Source organism: Microbacterium sp. NPDC055903, assembly GCF_053615555.1.
On the sequence record NZ_JBSHCA010000001.1, the window covers coordinates 33,121 to 47,620 of the forward strand.

The 14,500-nt window shown below is 68.4% G+C and carries 16 protein-coding genes; 5 read left to right on the plus strand and 11 right to left on the minus strand.

Translation table 11 applies throughout. The features are described 5' to 3' along the window. Positions 1–69: 69 nt before the first annotated feature. From ACWGJP_RS00165 to ACWGJP_RS00195, 7 genes are all read right to left on the minus strand, one after another. Positions 70–363, minus strand: a complete 294-nt coding sequence (locus tag ACWGJP_RS00165; RefSeq protein ID WP_452327723.1) for a hypothetical protein — start codon at positions 361–363, stop codon at positions 70–72. A gap of 140 nt (positions 364–503) precedes the next feature. Further along, positions 504–1,310: an SseB family protein gene (locus tag ACWGJP_RS00170; RefSeq protein WP_452327724.1), complete on the minus strand. Its 807-nt coding sequence runs from the start codon at positions 1,308–1,310 to the stop codon at positions 504–506. Beyond that, positions 1,294–2,040 (minus strand): bifunctional 1-(5-phosphoribosyl)-5-((5-phosphoribosylamino)methylideneamino)imidazole-4-carboxamide isomerase/phosphoribosylanthranilate isomerase PriA, encoded by a 747-nt coding sequence (priA, locus tag ACWGJP_RS00175; RefSeq protein ID WP_452327725.1) that lies wholly within the window; start codon positions 2,038–2,040, stop codon positions 1,294–1,296. Before priA ends, ACWGJP_RS00170 begins: the two co-directional genes overlap by 17 nt. 100 nt (positions 2,041–2,140) lie before the next feature. Beyond that, entirely contained in the window at positions 2,141–2,779 is a 639-nt protein-coding gene (gene hisH / locus ACWGJP_RS00180; protein WP_452327726.1) for an imidazole glycerol phosphate synthase subunit HisH, read from the minus strand. Beyond that, positions 2,776–3,375 carry an imidazoleglycerol-phosphate dehydratase HisB gene (gene hisB, locus ACWGJP_RS00185; protein WP_452327727.1) on the minus strand — a complete coding sequence of 200 codons (600 nt, stop codon included), beginning with the start codon at positions 3,373–3,375 and terminating at the stop codon, positions 2,776–2,778. The genes hisH and hisB overlap by 4 nt, the downstream gene beginning before the upstream one ends. Continuing rightward, positions 3,372–4,463 (minus strand): histidinol-phosphate transaminase, encoded by a 1,092-nt coding sequence (locus tag ACWGJP_RS00190; RefSeq protein WP_452327728.1) that lies wholly within the window; start codon positions 4,461–4,463, stop codon positions 3,372–3,374. The genes hisB and ACWGJP_RS00190 overlap by 4 nt, the downstream gene beginning before the upstream one ends. A gap of 95 nt (positions 4,464–4,558) precedes the next feature. After that, positions 4,559–4,918, minus strand: coding sequence for a LysM peptidoglycan-binding domain-containing protein (locus ACWGJP_RS00195; protein WP_452327729.1), 360 nt, complete (start codon positions 4,916–4,918; stop codon positions 4,559–4,561). Between the two features lie 280 nt (positions 4,919–5,198). On the opposite strand from ACWGJP_RS00195, the gene lexA reads away from it, so the two are divergent. Together lexA and ACWGJP_RS00205 are read left to right on the plus strand one after the other, a co-directional pair. Then, complete coding sequence (gene lexA / locus ACWGJP_RS00200; protein ID WP_452327730.1) at positions 5,199–5,882, plus strand: transcriptional repressor LexA; 684 nt, start codon at positions 5,199–5,201, stop codon at positions 5,880–5,882. A 56-nt stretch (positions 5,883–5,938) separates the two neighbouring features. Further along, entirely contained in the window at positions 5,939–7,789 is a 1,851-nt protein-coding gene (locus ACWGJP_RS00205) for a S9 family peptidase (protein WP_452327731.1), read from the plus strand. A gap of 6 nt (positions 7,790–7,795) precedes the next feature. On the opposite strand, the gene smpB is transcribed toward ACWGJP_RS00205, so the two are convergent. The 3 genes from smpB to ftsE form a co-directional block, all read right to left on the minus strand. Then, positions 7,796–8,272, minus strand: a complete 477-nt coding sequence (gene smpB / locus ACWGJP_RS00210) for an SsrA-binding protein SmpB (protein WP_452327732.1) — start codon at positions 8,270–8,272, stop codon at positions 7,796–7,798. Positions 8,273–8,335: 63 nt separating this feature from the next. Then, a complete protein-coding gene (ftsX, locus tag ACWGJP_RS00215; RefSeq protein WP_452327733.1) occupies positions 8,336–9,250 on the minus strand; it encodes a permease-like cell division protein FtsX in 915 nt (304 codons plus the stop codon). Beyond that, entirely contained in the window at positions 9,247–10,233 is a 987-nt protein-coding gene (gene ftsE / locus ACWGJP_RS00220; protein ID WP_452327734.1) for a cell division ATP-binding protein FtsE, read from the minus strand. The genes ftsX and ftsE overlap by 4 nt, the downstream gene beginning before the upstream one ends. Before the next feature lie 166 nt (positions 10,234–10,399). On the opposite strand from ftsE, the gene ACWGJP_RS00225 reads away from it, so the two are divergent. After that, positions 10,400–11,215: a DUF2510 domain-containing protein gene (locus tag ACWGJP_RS00225; protein ID WP_452327735.1), complete on the plus strand. Its 816-nt coding sequence runs from the start codon at positions 10,400–10,402 to the stop codon at positions 11,213–11,215. A gap of 2 nt (positions 11,216–11,217) precedes the next feature. Here ACWGJP_RS00225 and prfB read toward each other — a convergent pair whose 3' ends face one another. Then, positions 11,218–12,327, minus strand: a complete 1,110-nt coding sequence (gene prfB, locus ACWGJP_RS00230; RefSeq protein WP_452327736.1) for a peptide chain release factor 2 — start codon at positions 12,325–12,327, stop codon at positions 11,218–11,220. Positions 12,328–12,375: 48 nt separating this feature from the next. On the opposite strand from prfB, the gene ACWGJP_RS00235 reads away from it, so the two are divergent. After that, complete coding sequence (locus ACWGJP_RS00235) at positions 12,376–13,638, plus strand: MFS transporter (RefSeq protein ID WP_452327737.1); 1,263 nt, start codon at positions 12,376–12,378, stop codon at positions 13,636–13,638. A 54-nt stretch (positions 13,639–13,692) separates the two neighbouring features. Then, positions 13,693–14,496, plus strand: a complete 804-nt coding sequence (gene ku, locus ACWGJP_RS00240; protein WP_452327738.1) for a non-homologous end joining protein Ku — start codon at positions 13,693–13,695, stop codon at positions 14,494–14,496. Positions 14,497–14,500 lie beyond the last annotated feature (4 nt).

Here is a 14,500-nt window from a genome sequence, read left to right on the forward strand (position 1 = left end):
GTCGCGAGAAACCATCCTCACGCAGGTTTCTCGCGACGCAGATGATTTTTCGCGAGGGACGCACCGCGTTCAAGAAGTGAGCACGATGGACTCGGCTGTAGACGGGCCGCCGCAGACCTCGGTGGAGTGCGTCCAACTCACCGCATGGGCGGATTCCTGCACGAGGACGCCTTCGGGATCGTAGACCCGGATCGAGGCCTCCTCGGGGGTGGTCATGCTCGTCAGGCTGAACGACCAGGACTCCTGGTCATTCGTGACCATGATCGGCGACGAATCGGAGCCTGCCGCATCCGGCGCAGGCGAGCACGTCTCTTCGACGCACAGCTGCACGAACGCCGCATCACCGAGGGCGGAAGCGTCCACCGTGATGGCGTTGATCCACCCGATCGCCGGACAGGCTGCGGGAGCGCAACCCGTGCTCAGAGCGAGCAGCACGCCCCCCAGACCACATCCAGCCCATCTCTTCCGCATGCCCCCACGTTAGCGCCGCGGCTCTGCGGAGTTCAGGCGGAGCGGCGGAGCTTCACCGTCAGCGAGTCGGCGAGCACGGCGATGCGGTCGTCGGCCGCCCACCGCTGCGCGAGTCTGGCCAGCACTGCATCGAGAACCGTGCGGTCCAGGCCGTCCACGAGCTCCAGGACGACGACGAGCTCCGGGCCGCGCAGTCGTGCATCCGGATCCCCGGCGGCGACGGCCACATCGATCACAGCGAGTTCATGCGCGACGCTCTCCTGGAGGGCGGAGAAGACCTCGGGCGAGAGGAAGCTCGGCTCCCACGCCTCGCCCTGCGCGATCGCCCACACAGCGGGCCGCCGTATCACGAACTCCGTGTCGCTTGTGGGGTCGAGCACGATGAGATCGGTGTCTTCCGCCGATGCGGCGAGGGCCGCCCGCACGGCTTCGACAGGGATCGGACGCGCGGAGCGATCCCAGCGCTGCATCGTCTGCACGGACGAGAAGACCGGTTGGACCCGACGCCCATCGGGCGCCGCGACCGTGACGATGGAGAGCTCCTGCGTCTTGTCGACGGTCAGCCCCGACGGCGCGATGCCCTCCTCGCCCTTCTCCGCGACGAGCGGGATGAGCACGCGGGCGTTCCGGAAGGCGTCGACGACGTCGACCTGCGAGCCTTCGCCGCGCCGGAACCTCAGGAGAGCGTCGAGCAGCGCAGGGTCTGCCGAGCCGTCGTCCGCGGCGTGAGGGTTCTGCTCGAAGCTGCGCCCCTCCCACGGGACGCCGGCCGAGTCGCCGCTCGCGTGCTCGTGCCCTGCGGCGCCGTGGTCGCAGGCGCCGTCAGTCCCCTGCGACATCCAGCGCCTCTGCCAGCGTGAAGGCACCGGCGTACAGTGCCTTGCCCACGATGGCACCTTCGACGCCCAGCGGCACGAGCTCACGCAGCGCGACGATGTCATCGAGGTTCGAGATTCCGCCGGAGGCGACGACGGGCTTCGGGGTCCTGGCCGTGACCTCTCGCAGCAGCTCGAGGTTCGGGCCGCGAAGAGTGCCGTCCTTCGTGACGTCGGTGACCACGTAGCGGCTGCAGCCAGCCTCTTCGAGGCGCTCGAGGACCTCCCAGAGATCCCCGCCCTCCTTCGTCCAGCCGCGAGCCGCGAGCGTCGTGCCGCGCACGTCAAGGCCCACGGCGACGGCCTCCCCGAACCGGCCGATGACGTCAGCGGCCCACTCCGGATTCTCCAGCGCCGCCGTGCCGAGGTTGATGCGGGCGGCACCGGTCTCCAGCGCGGCCTCCAGGCTCGCGTCATCGCGGATGCCACCGGAGAGCTCGACGTTCACGCCGCGGAACTGCTTGATGACCTTGCGCAGGATCGCCGCGTTCGAGCCGCGACCGAAGGCGGCGTCGAGGTCCACGAGGTGGATCCATTCGGCACCCTGATCGACCCACTCCCCTGCCGCATCCATCGGATCGCCGTAGCTCGTCTCGCTCCCTGCCTCGCCCTGCGTCAGGCGAACGGCCTTGCCGCCGGCGACGTCGACCGCCGGCAGAAGGGTGAGACGGGGGGTGGACGCGAAGTCGTTCATGTCATCCTCGGATGCTGTGGGAGAGCCCGGGCGCGGGCACGAGAAACGAGATTAGTCCGCTCTGCGGCGGCGGCCAAACCGCAGGACGCCGCACCGGCGGCTAAGCGAGGCTCTGCACCCAGTTGCGCAGCAGCTGGATGCCCGCCGCGCCAGACTTCTCCGGGTGGAACTGGGTGGCGGACAGCGGGCCGTTCTCCACAGCGGCGAGGAAGCGGGAGCCGTAGGTGGTCCAGGTGAGCGCCGGCTCGGGGAACGGCGGCATGACATCCAGCTCCCAGCTCTGCGCGGCGTAGGAGTGCACGAAGTAGAAGCGCTCGTCCTCGATCCCTCGGAACAGCACGCTGCCCTCGTCGGGCGCGACCGTGTTCCAGCCCATGTGCGGGAGCACAGGCGCATCGAGCTCCGTGACGGCGCCCGGCCATTGACCGAGCCCCTCGGAGTCCGTGCCGCGCTCCACGCCCCGCTCGAACAGCACCTGCATGCCGACGCAGATCCCGAGCACCGGCCTGCCGCCGGAGAGGCGTCGTTCGATGATCTCGTCACCACCGCGGGCGTGCAGTGCTTCGTGCACGGCAGCGAACGCGCCGACGCCGGGGACGACGAGCCCGTCCGCCTCCAATGCCTCGGAGCGATCACCCGTCAGCACGGCGTCCGCACCGGCTACGACGAGGGCCTTCACAGCCGAGTGGACATTGCCCGACCCGTAATCGAGGACGGCGACCCGCGGCGAGGCGGTCACAGCGCGCCCTTCGTGGACGGGATCCCGTCGACGAGGGGGTCGAGCGCCTTCGCCTGGCGGAACGCGCGGGCGAACGCCTTGTACTCGGCCTCCGCGATGTGGTGCGGGTCGCGTCCGCCGAGAACTCGCACGTGCACCGTGAGGCCCGCGTTGAAGGTGATCGCCTCGAAGCTGTGCCGCACGAGAGACCCGGTGAAGTGACCGCCGATGAGGTGGTGCTCGAAACCGGCCGGCTCGCCGGTGTGCACGAGATACGGACGTCCGCTGATGTCGACGACGGCCTGGGCGAGCGCCTCATCGAGCGGGACGAGAGCATCGCCGTAGCGCGAGATTCCCGACTTGTCGCCCAGCGCGTCGCGGATGACCTGACCGAGCACGATCGAGATGTCCTCGACGGTGTGGTGCGCATCGATATCCGTGTCACCGGCGGCGCGGACGGTGAGATCGGTGAGCGAGTGCTTCGCGAACGCGGTGAGCATGTGGTCGAAGAATGGCACCGAGGTCTCGATGCTGCTCGCACCCGTGCCGTCGAGGTTCAGCTCGACCTCGACGGTCGACTCGGACGTGCTTCTGGTTCGACGGGCGGTGCGGCTCATGACGCCGATCCTACCGAGGCCAGAGCGTCCAGGAACGCCGTGGTCTCGGCTTCCGTTCCGGCGGACACCCTCAGGTGACCGGGGATGCCGATGTCCCTGACGAGCACGCCACGGTCGAAGAGCGCCTGCCAAGTGGCCTTCGGATCGGCCACGCCGCCGAAGAGCACGAAATTCGACCAGGACTCGTGCGGCGTGTAGCCGAGCGCGTGCAGGGTCGCGGTGATGCGGTCGCGCTGCTCGATGATCTCGTCGACCATGGCGAGCATCGTGTCCGCGTTGCGCAGCGCGGCCGAGGCCGCTGCCTGAGTGAGCGCGCTCAGGTGGTACGGCAGACGGACCAGGCGGAGGGCGTCGATGAACGCGGGATCCGCCGCCAGATAGCCGACGCGGGCTCCTGCGAAGGCGAATGCCTTGCTCATGGTGCGGGACACCGCCAGCCGCGGCCGACCCTCGAGGAGCGTGAGCGCAGATGGAGCGTCCCTGGGAGCGAACTCCTGATACGCCTCATCCACGACGACCACGCCGCGGGATGCCTCGTAGACGGCTTCGACCACGTCGAGCGACAACGGGGTCCCCGTGGGATTGTTCGGCGAGCAGAGCATGACGATGTCGGGATCGGCCTCGATGACCTGCGCCGCGGCGTCCGCCGCCGTGAGTGTGTAGTCGGGCTCTCTGGTACCGGCGGACCAGGTCGCTCCCGTCCCCTTCGCGATGAGCGAGTACATCGAGTACGTGGGGCCGAAGCCGAACACCGTGCGTCCTGGACCCCCGAAGGCCTGCATGATGTGCTGGAGCACCTCGTTGGAACCGTTTCCGGCCCAGATCTGCTCTCGGGTCAGGCCGTGTCCCAGATAGCGCGCGAAAGCTTCGCGGAGGGCCGTGAACTCCCGGTCGGGATAGCGGTTCACATCCTGGAGCGCGAGGGCGATGTCGTCGAGGATGTCGCCCGCGACACCGTCTGGAACCGGATGCGTGTTCTCATTGACGTTCAGAGCGACGGGCAATGGGGCCTGCGGAGCACCATACGGCGTCAGGCCGCGCAGATCCGTACGGAGGGGGAGGTCTTCGAGGGAAGTCACCCTTCCCATGGTAGAGCCGCAGAATGATCCGAAAGGGCCGCCGCCCTTCCAGAGACCGGGCCTTCCGTGCTGCGCGCCAACCGTCGCGGACTGCGCCGTCGCTGTCAGTCGGCGTAGACAGTCGGAATGGCGAGCTCCTCGCCCACCATGAGCACTCCGCCGTCGAGCGCATTCAGCGACTCGAGGGCGTGGACGACCTCTCGCGGATCGGTGCCGGGAGCCACCTCCTGCGCGATGGACCAGAGCGTGTCGCCTGGCAGGACCGTGACCGTCTCGAAGGAGGTCGTCACCGTCTCGCCGCCGGCGTAGGCGGAGCCGCCGCTGAGGGCAGCGATCGCCAGACCGACGACGAGTGGAATGGCGGCGAGGGCGAGCAGAACAGCACGACCGCGCGTCGTCAGACGCAGGCGCGTGGCCGGAGCGACGGGGCGGATGGACGTTGCCGCGACGGTGATGCTGCTCATGATGCTGCTCCTCATGTTCCCGCTCCCGACGGGAGCTCTGGCGTAGCGTTCGCATTCCCCGCTCGGCCGGGAGCGAGGAATACGAAGCTACGTACCGAATGTATCTTCGATTTCGAATCACTGTCAAGCATTCTTCGAAATCATGTACCGAAATCCGCCGACACGCTCGAACAGATCTTCTCTGTTCACCCGAATCTCGGCTACGGTTTCGATAACGACACCCCACCACGGGCCACCGACATCGGCGCAGGAGCGGCCGATCCGCCCAGAAGGAGCAGCCATGAGCGACGCAGCAGCCGCGGGCGAAGCCCCGCGGACCCGCCGGAGGAAGAGCCTCAGCGCGAAGCAGATGGCGATCCTCGAGGTCATCCAGACCTCGATCGCCCGTCACGGCTATCCGCCGAGCATGCGCGAGATCGGCGATGCCGTCGGCCTCAAGTCGCTCTCGAGCGTCACGCATCAGCTCGGACAGCTCGAACTGAGCGGCTACCTGCGCCGCGACCCGGGGAAGACCAGGGCGATGGAGGTCCTCATCGACCTCCCTGGCACGAGCACCGAGAACCCCGCAGATGCGGCGGCCCCGGTCGGCGACGCCGCCCTCGTCCCCCTCGTGGGGCAGATCGCAGCCGGCGTGCCCATCACGGCCGAGCAGCAGGTCGAGGAGATCTTCCCGCTCCCGCGCCAGCTCGTCGGCAAGGGAGAGCTGTTCATGCTCAAGGTGTCCGGCGAATCCATGATCGACGCCGCCATCTGCGACGGCGACTGGGTGGTCATCCGCTCGCAGAACTCCGCAGAGAACGGCGAGATCGTCGCCGCGATGCTCGACGGCGAAGCCACGGTCAAGACCTTCCGGCGCAGGGACGGGCACACCTGGCTGCTCCCCCGCAACTCCGCCTTCGAGCCGATCCTCGGCGACGACGCCACCGTCCTGGGCAAGGTCGTCGCCGTCCTCCGGGCGGTCTGAAGCCCGCCTTCGTCCTCACGTGACGGTCGCCCATCGGCGACAGTTACGCTCGGTGTATGTCGCAGCCGTTCGGATCGTGGGAGTCCCCCTTCACCGCCTCGGATATCGCCGTCTCGGCTCCACGGATCGATGGCGGGCGATTCGTCGGAGACGACATCTGGTGGGGGGAGTCCGTCCCCTCGGACGGCGGCAGGGTGACCGTTCGCAGCTCTTCCGGCGATGAGATCCTCCCTGCACCGTGGAGCGCGCGGTCACGCGTGCACGAGTACGGCGGTGGGGCGTGGACCGCGGATGCCTCAGGCATCCTCTACTTCGTCGACGGCATGGATCAGCGCGTCTACCGCCTGGTCCCCGGCGGAGATCCTGAACCGCTCACGTCCCCCGGACCGCAGCACGGAGGCCTGCGCCTGCAATACGGCCGGTTGTTCGCCGTGCGCGAGAACCTCGTCACGCAGCCGCATAGGCGCGCCATCGTCGAGATCGACACCACCGGCTCCGGCACGTCTGTCGTTCATGCCGAAGGTTCCGGTTTCTTCGCCCACCCCGCGCTGTCGCCCGACGGCACGCGACTCGCGTGGGTGCAGTGGGATGAGCACCGGATGCCGTGGGAGAGCGCTCAGATCGCGATCCGCCGTACGAACGGCGGAGATGCGCAGGTGCTGGCCACCCGCGCCGCCCTGCAGCCGGAATGGCTCTCGAAGGATGAGCTCGTCTACGCCGACGACCCCGGGGGACGGTGGAACCTGCACCGTCAGCGCCTCGCCGACATCACGCCGACCGGATCGCCAGAGCCGATCTCGCCCGCTGACGCCGATACCGGGTATGGGCTCTGGGTGCTCGGGAACCGTTGGTTCCGCCCCCTGGCGGATGGCACCATCATCGCCGTCCGCACGAACGGATCGGACGAGATCGTCTCGATCTCCGCCGACGGGACGGCGACCCCGCTTCAGGTGCCGGCGGACGGGCACGCCAGCGTGGAGGATGCCGTCGGCACACGCATCCTCGTCACCGGCGGGGGCTCTCGCACGACGGCCGGGCTCTGGCTCATCGATTCCGCGGACGGCACGGCCCGTGCGATCGCCGGCGGCCACCCGGTCGCCGCGGAGTGGATGCCGCCCGCGATGAGACTCGTCGTGGACGGCGAGCGTGGTCCCGTGCACGCCTTCGCCTATCCGCCGTCCCATCCAGAGCAATCGGGTCCCTCGGATGCCCTGCCGCCGTACATCGTCTTCGTGCACGGCGGCCCGACGGCGCATGTCGCCGGGTCCGCATCCGCGTCGATCGCCTACTACACGAGCCGCGGGATCGGCGTCCTCGACGTGAACTACGGCGGCTCCACCGGATACGGACGCGCCTACCGCGAACGGCTGAACGGCGCCTGGGGCATCGTCGACGTCGAGGACGTGCTCACGGCGGCGCGAGGCCTCGCCGACGCCGGACTCGCCGACCCTGCTCGCATCGCGATACGCGGCGGATCGGCCGGCGGCTGGACCGTGCTCTCCGCCCTCGTCAGAGGCGGCGTCTTCGCCGCGGGCATCAGCCGCTACGGGGTGAGCGATCTGCGGGCACTGGTCGAGGACACCCACGACTTCGAGAGGTACTACCTGGACGGTCTCGTCGGCCCGCTGCCCGCGGCGGAGGACGTGTACATCGAGAGGTCGCCCCTGACGCACGCCGGACGCATCGACGTGCCGGTGCTGCTGCTGCAGGGCGCCGACGACAAGGTCGTCCCGCCGTCGCAGTCCCAGGCGATCGCCGACGCCCTCGCCGCGCGCGGTGTGGACCACGAGTACGTCGTGTACGAGGGAGAGGGACACGGCTTCCGTACCGCCGCGACGATCATCGACGCGCTCGAGCGCGAACTGGCCTTTCTCGGGCGGGTGTTCGGCTTCGAGCCTGCGCTCTGAGCCCGGTCACTCCCCCACGCGGTTGCGCAGGCGCATCGCGCGCTCGGCTTCGCGGGTGTCCTGCCGCTCGCGCAGCGTCTGGCGCTTGTCGTACTCGCGCTTGCCTTTGGCAAGGGCGATCTCGACCTTCGCGCGTCCATCGGAGAAGTAGAGCTTGAGCGGGACCAGCGTGTAGCCCCCGGCGGACACGGCGTGCTCGAGCTTGCGGATCTCCTCACGGTGGAGCAGCAGCTTGCGGACGCGCTTGGCCGCGTGATTGGTCCAGTGCCCCTGCGAGTACTCGGGGATGTGCACCGCATCCAGGAACGCCTCGCCGCCCTTGACGTAGGCATAGCCGTCCGAGAGATTCGCACGTCCCTGCCGAAGCGACTTCACCTCGGTGCCCGTGAGCACCAGCCCCGCCTCGTACGACTTCTCGATGGTGTAGTCGTGACGTGCGCGACGATTGGTCGCGACGACCTTCTCCCCGCGTTCCCTGGGCATGGTTCTCTCCTGAAGCATCGATGGTCTCGGCGGCCGGATGCGGCCGAGCAGCCTGTCAGCTTATCAGGTGCGCAGCCATCTCCGTATCGCGAAGCCGGCCGAGAGGGCGGCGAGCACCACACCGATCACGATGATGACCGGGACCACGAGGAGAGCGTCCTGCATCGACACCCAGGTCGTGATCGACGGCACCCTGCCTCGGAGGTAGCCATTCACACCGAAGTGGACGCCGGCGAGGACCGCCGCGCTCGCGAGCGCGGAACCGAGGAACGCGGCGAAGACGCCCTCGAGCACGAACGGTGTCTGGATCACCCTGTTCGAAGCCCCGACCAGGCGCATGATTCCGATCTCCTTGCGACGGGCGAAGGCGCTGAGTCGGATCGTGGTGGCGATGAGCAGCACAGCGGCGATGAGCATGAGCGCTGCGATGCCCACGGCGATGTAGGTCGCCACGGTGAGTGCGGAGAACAGAGGATCGAGATACTTCAGCTGATCGACGACCTCCTCGACGCCGTCCATGCCGTTGAACGTCTCCGAGATGACCGTCGACTGCGCGGGATCCTTCAACGTCACCCAGAAGGTCTGCTGCATCTGTTCCTCGGTCAGCACACTGGCCTGGTCCTCGCCGAGCAGCTCGATGAGGTTGGCATAGGCCTCCGCCTTGTCCTCGAAGCGGACATCCGAGATCAAGGGCGAGAGCGCCTCGCCGTCGAGTTCGGCCTGGACGGCATCCACCTGATCCTGAGTCGCCTCCCCTGCGGTGCAGGTGCCGGTCTCCGAGACGGGCGAACACAGGTAGACAGCCACCTGGGCACGCTCGGTCCAGTAGGCCCGCATCGTGCCGATCTGCTCCTGCATGAGGATCGCGGCGCCGACGAAGGTGAGCGAGACGAAGGTCACGAGAACCACGGAGATGACCATCGATGCATTGCGGCGGAGGCCGGAGAGGGCCTCGCCGAGGATGAGTCCGAACCTCATGACGTGGGCCCCACTTCATCGTCACCGGCGTCTCTGAGGCCGAGCCTGTCGGCGACTCCTGCCTCGGCGACGTCGACGGCGGGCAGGGTGATCGGATGCGTGCTCGGACGAGCGACGTCCGCCGCCGCGGCCTCCTTCACTCCCGCGCTCTCATCGCGTTCGCGCTTCATGCGCTCGATCGTGGCGGCGTCGAGTGGCGGGAGGGATGCCGTCTCGCGCTGCACCTCCTGCACGGCCGTCAGCGCGGCCACGGCTTCGGCGCCGCGCTCGCGTTCGGGAGCGAGCCTGGGGATCGCGGAGGTGTCACCGTATCCGCCGTGCACTTCATCGCGTACCAGTTCGCCGTCCTTGAGCTCGATCACGCGGCGCTGCATCTGGTCGACGAATCCTGCTTCGTGGGTGGCCATGAGCACCGTCGTGCCGCCGGCGTTGATGCGGGCGAGCAGCTGCATGATGCCCACCGAGGTCGCGGGGTCGAGGTTGCCCGTCGGCTCGTCGGCCAGCAGCACCTGCGGCCGGTTGACCAAGGCTCGCGCGATGGCCACCCGCTGCTGCTCACCGCCGGAGAGCTCGTGCGGCATCCGCTTCTCCTTGCCGTCGAGCCCGACGAGCGCGAGCGCCTCGGGGACGGCCTGCTGGATGAAGCCTCGCGAGGAGCCGATCACCTGGAGCGAGAAGGCCACGTTCTGGTACACCGTCTTGGACGGCAGCAGACGGAAGTCCTGGAACACCGATCCGATGTGGCGGCGGAAGTACGGCACCTTCCGGTTCGCGAGGGAGCGCAGGTCCCGACCGAGCACGGCCACGCGGCCGGTGGAGGGCACGTCCTCGCGGAGGATGAGCCGAAGGCAGGTGGACTTGCCGGAGCCGGAGGCGCCGACGAGGAAGACGAACTCCCCGCGCTGCACCTCGAAGTCGACCCCCGAGAGGGCAGGACGCTTGGTGCCCCGATAGCGTTTGGTGACGTTCTCGAACCGAATCATGGCGCTACGAGCCTAAGCGCGGGCAGGGCCCAGCCGCCGCACGACACGGGGTTCGGCGCGCTCGGCGACGAGATCCGACCGGCGCCCTACGGCGCTGGCCGGGTGAGTGCTCGTCCTGCTATAGATGAGCTGACGAGCAATCATCGGGATGCCGGAGGGACGCATCATGAGCACGCCTGCCGGCTGGTACGACGACGGATCAGGACGACAGCGCTGGTGGGACGGCGCGGGATGGACGGAGCAGGTCGCCGAGCCCGCACCGTCGGCCCCTCCGTCGACCCCTGCTCCGCCCGATGCGCCGTCGTTCGCTCCCCCCTTCGTCCTGCCGTCGCAGCCGAGCGTCGGGGCGGGCGCGGGCGTGGCCTGGCAGACCGGTAGCACCGATCATCCCGGAGCGATGGCCTTCGCGGCGACACCGACGACGATGCCCGTGCGACGCTCCCGAACCGGCCTCATCATCGGGCTGGTGAGCGCAGGCGCCGCGATCGCGGGGATCGGCGCCATCGTGCTCGTCTCGGCAGTACTCGCGTCGTCCGCTTCCGATGACGCCGAGCAGCCAGGCCCGACCGTCACCCCCTGGCAGGCTCCTGCAGACGGCACCGACCCCGAAGAGGAGACGGTCTTCTGGGACGAGATCGAGGTCGGCGACTGCTGGCGCTACGACGAGGACGACTGGGAGAGCGGCTATGCCGACCTGGTCCCCTGCGACATCGCGCATTCCGACGAGATCTACTACGAGTTCACTCTCGAAGGCGATGAGTACCCGGGCGACAAGACGATCCTGAGAGACGCGAACGCCGTATGCATCGAGGAGTTCGCCGCGTTCGCCGGCATCTCGTACGAGGAGTCCGAACTGGAGTTCTGGTCGATCACACCCACCATGATGAGCTGGAACAAGGCCGCCGATCGGACGGTGCAGTGCTCGATCTTCGACCCCGAGGACGAGGCGACCACCGGAACCCTGAAGAACGCGACGCGCTGAAGTCAGTCGTCGTCGCGCCTCTTGCGCCAGCGGATGCCGGCCGAGATGAAGCCGTCCAGGTCGCCGTCGAACACCGCGGTCGGATTGCCCGACTCGTGCCCGGTACGCAGGTCCTTGACGAGCTGCTGTCCGTAGAGGAAGTAGGAGCGCATCTGATCGCCCCAGCTCGCCGTGATGTTGCCGGCGAGCTCCTTCTTCTTCGCTGCCTCCTCCTCCTTCTGGAGCAGAAGGAGTCGGGTCTGCAGCACGCGCATCGCGGCCGCGCGGTTCTGGATCTGCGACTTCTCGTTCTGCATGGAGACGACGATCCCGGTGGGGAGGTGGGTGATCCGCACCGCCGAGTCCGTCGTGTTGACCGACTGGCCGCCCGGGCCGGAGGACCGGAAGACGTCGACGCGGATGTCGCCCTCGGGGATGTCCACCTCGGTGGCCTCCTCCATCAGCGGGATGACCTCGACCGCCGCGAAGGAGGTCTGCCGCTTGTCGGCCGAGCCGAAGGGGCTGATGCGCGCGAGGCGGTGCGTGCCCGCTTCGACGCTGAGCGTGCCGAAGGCGTACGGCGCGTCGACCTCGAAGGTCGCGGACTTGATGCCCGCGCCCTCCGCATAGGAGGTATCCATGACCTTCACGGGGTACTTGTGCTGCTCCGCCCAGCGCAGGTACATGCGCATGAGCATCTCGGCGAAATCGGTGGCGTCGTCGCCCCCGGCGCCTGAGCGGATCGTGATGATCGCGCTGCGCTCGTCGTACTCGCCGTCCAGCAGCGTCTGCACCTCGAGCTGATTGATGACCTCGGTGAGCGCGGCGAGTTCACTGCGCGCCTCGATGGCCGAATCCTCGTCGCCCATCTCGTTCGCCAGGTCGACGAGCACTTCGAGATCGTCGAGACGCTGTGCGATGCCGGTGATGCGGGCGAGTTCGGATTGACGATGGCTGAGCGCGCTGGTGACCTTCTGGGCCCGCTCGGTATCGTCCCAGAGGTCCGGTGCGCCGGCCTCCTCGCTGAGGCGGGCGATGTCCTCGCGGAGCCTGGAGACGTCGACGACCTCGCTGATGTCGCCGAAGGTGTGCCTGAGCGCCTGGATTTCGGCGGAGAGATCTAGTTCGAGCATGACACCCCAGCCTATCCTGCTTCCGGCGCGCGAGTAGAGTTGCGCTTGATGAGCAGTGCGTCGACGGTCCTCAGGCAGTTCGGTCCGATGGTGTACCTGCCGACGATCCTGTTCTCGCTGGGCGAGGGAGCGGTACTCCCCCTCATCCCCGTGATCGCCGCGAACATGGGCGCCGACGTCGCGTTCGCCGCCCTCATCGCCTCCGCGCTCGTCGTCGGACAGCTGTGCGGAAACCTCCCCTCCGGCTGGGCCGTGGCGAGGATCGGCGAGCGCTACACCATGGTGATCGCCGGCATCGTGGCCATGATCGCCGTCTTCGGGATGACGCTCGCGACGACGCCGGCGGTGTTCGCCGCAGCCGTGTTCGTCCTCGGTTTCTGCGCGGCCGCCTTCGGCCTCGCCCGGCACGCGTTCATGACGACACGGGTGCCGCTGGCTTTCAGGGCGCGATCCCTGTCGCTGCTCGGCGGGAGCTTCCGGCTCGGGATCTTCATCGGCCCCTTCGTCACCGCCGCTCTCCTGCAGCTGTTCGGCGATGAGCGGGCATCGATCTGGTTCTTCCTCATCTGCCTGGCCGCGATGGTCGTGCTGGTCCTCTTCGGCCCCGATCCAGAGAGGACGACGCCGCCGCTTCGGGCATCCGATGTGCTCGCCGAGGACTCGGGGGAAGCGGTGACGGGATCGATCCCCACGGTGGAGCGAGCCGGGATCTTCCGCACGATGCGTCTGCACCGGGCGGTGCTCGGCAGATTGGGTCTCGCCGCGGCGTCGCTGTCCGCCGTGCGTTCGGCCAGGCAGGTCGTCCTGCCGCTGTGGGGCGTGTCGATCGGCCTCGATGCGCAGACGATCGCGCTCGTCGTCGGCGTGTCCGGCGCCATCGATTTCGCGCTCTTCTACGCGAGCGGGCAGGTGATGGACCGGTTCGGCCGGCTCTGGGCGGCGATGCCGGCGATGGTGCTGATGGGCGCGGGATTCCTCGTCCTCTCCGTCACGCACGATGGCGAGGCCGCCGTGCTCTGGTTCGGGATGCTGGCCGCCGTGCTCGGCGTCGGCAACGGCCTCTCCAGCGGCATCCTGCTGACCCTCGGCGCGGACGTCGCTCCTGCGGACGAGCCCGCCGCGTTCCTCGGTTCCTGGCGCACGCTCACGGATGCCGGCGGCGCCGTCGCCCCTCTCATCGTCTCCGGCGTGACCGCGATCGCCTCCCTCCCTGCGGCCGCCGGCGTCATGGGCGTCGTCGGGCTCGTCGGCGCGCTCGGCTTCCTCCGATGGATCCCGCGGTTCAGCCCGCGCCGGAGCACCGAGGACTGAGCCCAGGGATCGTTCCCCCTGGTGCACCGGGTGCTCCCGGTGTTCACTGGTGTCATGAGGTCGATCTGGAAGGGAGCCCTGACGTTCGGGCTCGTCAACGTCCCGGTGAAGGTGTACTCCGCCACCGAGGACCACGATGTCTCGCTGCATCAGGTGCACGATGAGGACGGCGGTCGCATCCGCTACAAGCGCACCTGCGAGATCTGCGGCGAGACGGTGGCCTACCAGAACATCGACAGGGCCTACGAGGAGGACGGCCAGCGGGTCGTTCTCACCAAGGAGGACCTCGCTTCGCTCCCCGCGGAGCGCAGCCGAGAGATCGACGTCGTCGAGTTCGTCCCCAGCGAGCAGGTCGATCTGCTGACCCTCGACAAGGCGTACTATCTCGAGCCCGATTCGAAATCGCCGAAGGCTTACGTGCTCCTTCGCCGGACGCTTGAGCAGAGCGAGCGCACGGCCATCGTGCGCTTCACCCTGCGGGAGAAGACCAGGCTGGCCGCGCTGCGGGTTCGCGGGGACGTCCTCGTGCTGCAGACCCTGCTGTGGTCGGACGAGGTCAGAGAGGCGCACTTCGACTCGCTCGATGAGGATGTGAAGATCTCCGACAAGGAACTGGAGCTGTCGGCGTCCCTCGTCGAGAGCTATTCGAGCGACTTCGACCCCGAGGCCTTCGTCGACGAGTACCAGCAGGAGCTGCGCACGCTCATCGACGCGAAGCTCGAGGCGGGTGATGCGTTCGACGTCTCCGAGACGTTCGCAGCGGCGGATGCCGAGGATGCCGGCGGCGAGGTCATCGATCTCATGGCCGCGCTGCGCGCCAGCGTGGAGCGCTCGAGGGCCAAGCGCGACGCGAGCTGAACCG

Bases quoted from the DNA above. Each gene is read 5' to 3' on its own strand.
- priA (WP_452327725.1), bottom strand. From the start codon at position 2,040: ATGAACGACTTCGCGTCCACCCCCCGTCTCACCCTTCTGCCGGCGGTC.
- ku (WP_452327738.1), top strand. From the start codon at position 13,693: ATGAGGTCGATCTGGAAGGGAGCCCTGACGTTCGGGCTCGTCAACGTC.
- ACWGJP_RS00235 (WP_452327737.1), top strand. From the start codon at position 12,376: ATGAGCAGTGCGTCGACGGTCCTCAGGCAGTTCGGTCCGATGGTGTAC.
- ACWGJP_RS00190 (WP_452327728.1), bottom strand. From the start codon at position 4,463: ATGGGAAGGGTGACTTCCCTCGAAGACCTCCCCCTCCGTACGGATCTG.
- ACWGJP_RS00170 (WP_452327724.1), bottom strand. From the start codon at position 1,310: ATGTCGCAGGGGACTGACGGCGCCTGCGACCACGGCGCCGCAGGGCAC.
- ACWGJP_RS00205 (WP_452327731.1), top strand. From the start codon at position 5,939: ATGTCGCAGCCGTTCGGATCGTGGGAGTCCCCCTTCACCGCCTCGGAT.
- ftsX (WP_452327733.1), bottom strand. From the start codon at position 9,250: ATGAGGTTCGGACTCATCCTCGGCGAGGCCCTCTCCGGCCTCCGCCGC.
- prfB (WP_452327736.1), bottom strand. From the start codon at position 12,327: ATGCTCGAACTAGATCTCTCCGCCGAAATCCAGGCGCTCAGGCACACC.
- ACWGJP_RS00225 (WP_452327735.1), top strand. From the start codon at position 10,400: ATGAGCACGCCTGCCGGCTGGTACGACGACGGATCAGGACGACAGCGC.
- ACWGJP_RS00195 (WP_452327729.1), bottom strand. From the start codon at position 4,918: ATGAGCAGCATCACCGTCGCGGCAACGTCCATCCGCCCCGTCGCTCCG.
- hisB (WP_452327727.1), bottom strand. From the start codon at position 3,375: ATGAGCCGCACCGCCCGTCGAACCAGAAGCACGTCCGAGTCGACCGTC.
- lexA (WP_452327730.1), top strand. From the start codon at position 5,199: ATGAGCGACGCAGCAGCCGCGGGCGAAGCCCCGCGGACCCGCCGGAGG.
- smpB (WP_452327732.1), bottom strand. From the start codon at position 8,272: ATGCCCAGGGAACGCGGGGAGAAGGTCGTCGCGACCAATCGTCGCGCA.
- ftsE (WP_452327734.1), bottom strand. From the start codon at position 10,233: ATGATTCGGTTCGAGAACGTCACCAAACGCTATCGGGGCACCAAGCGT.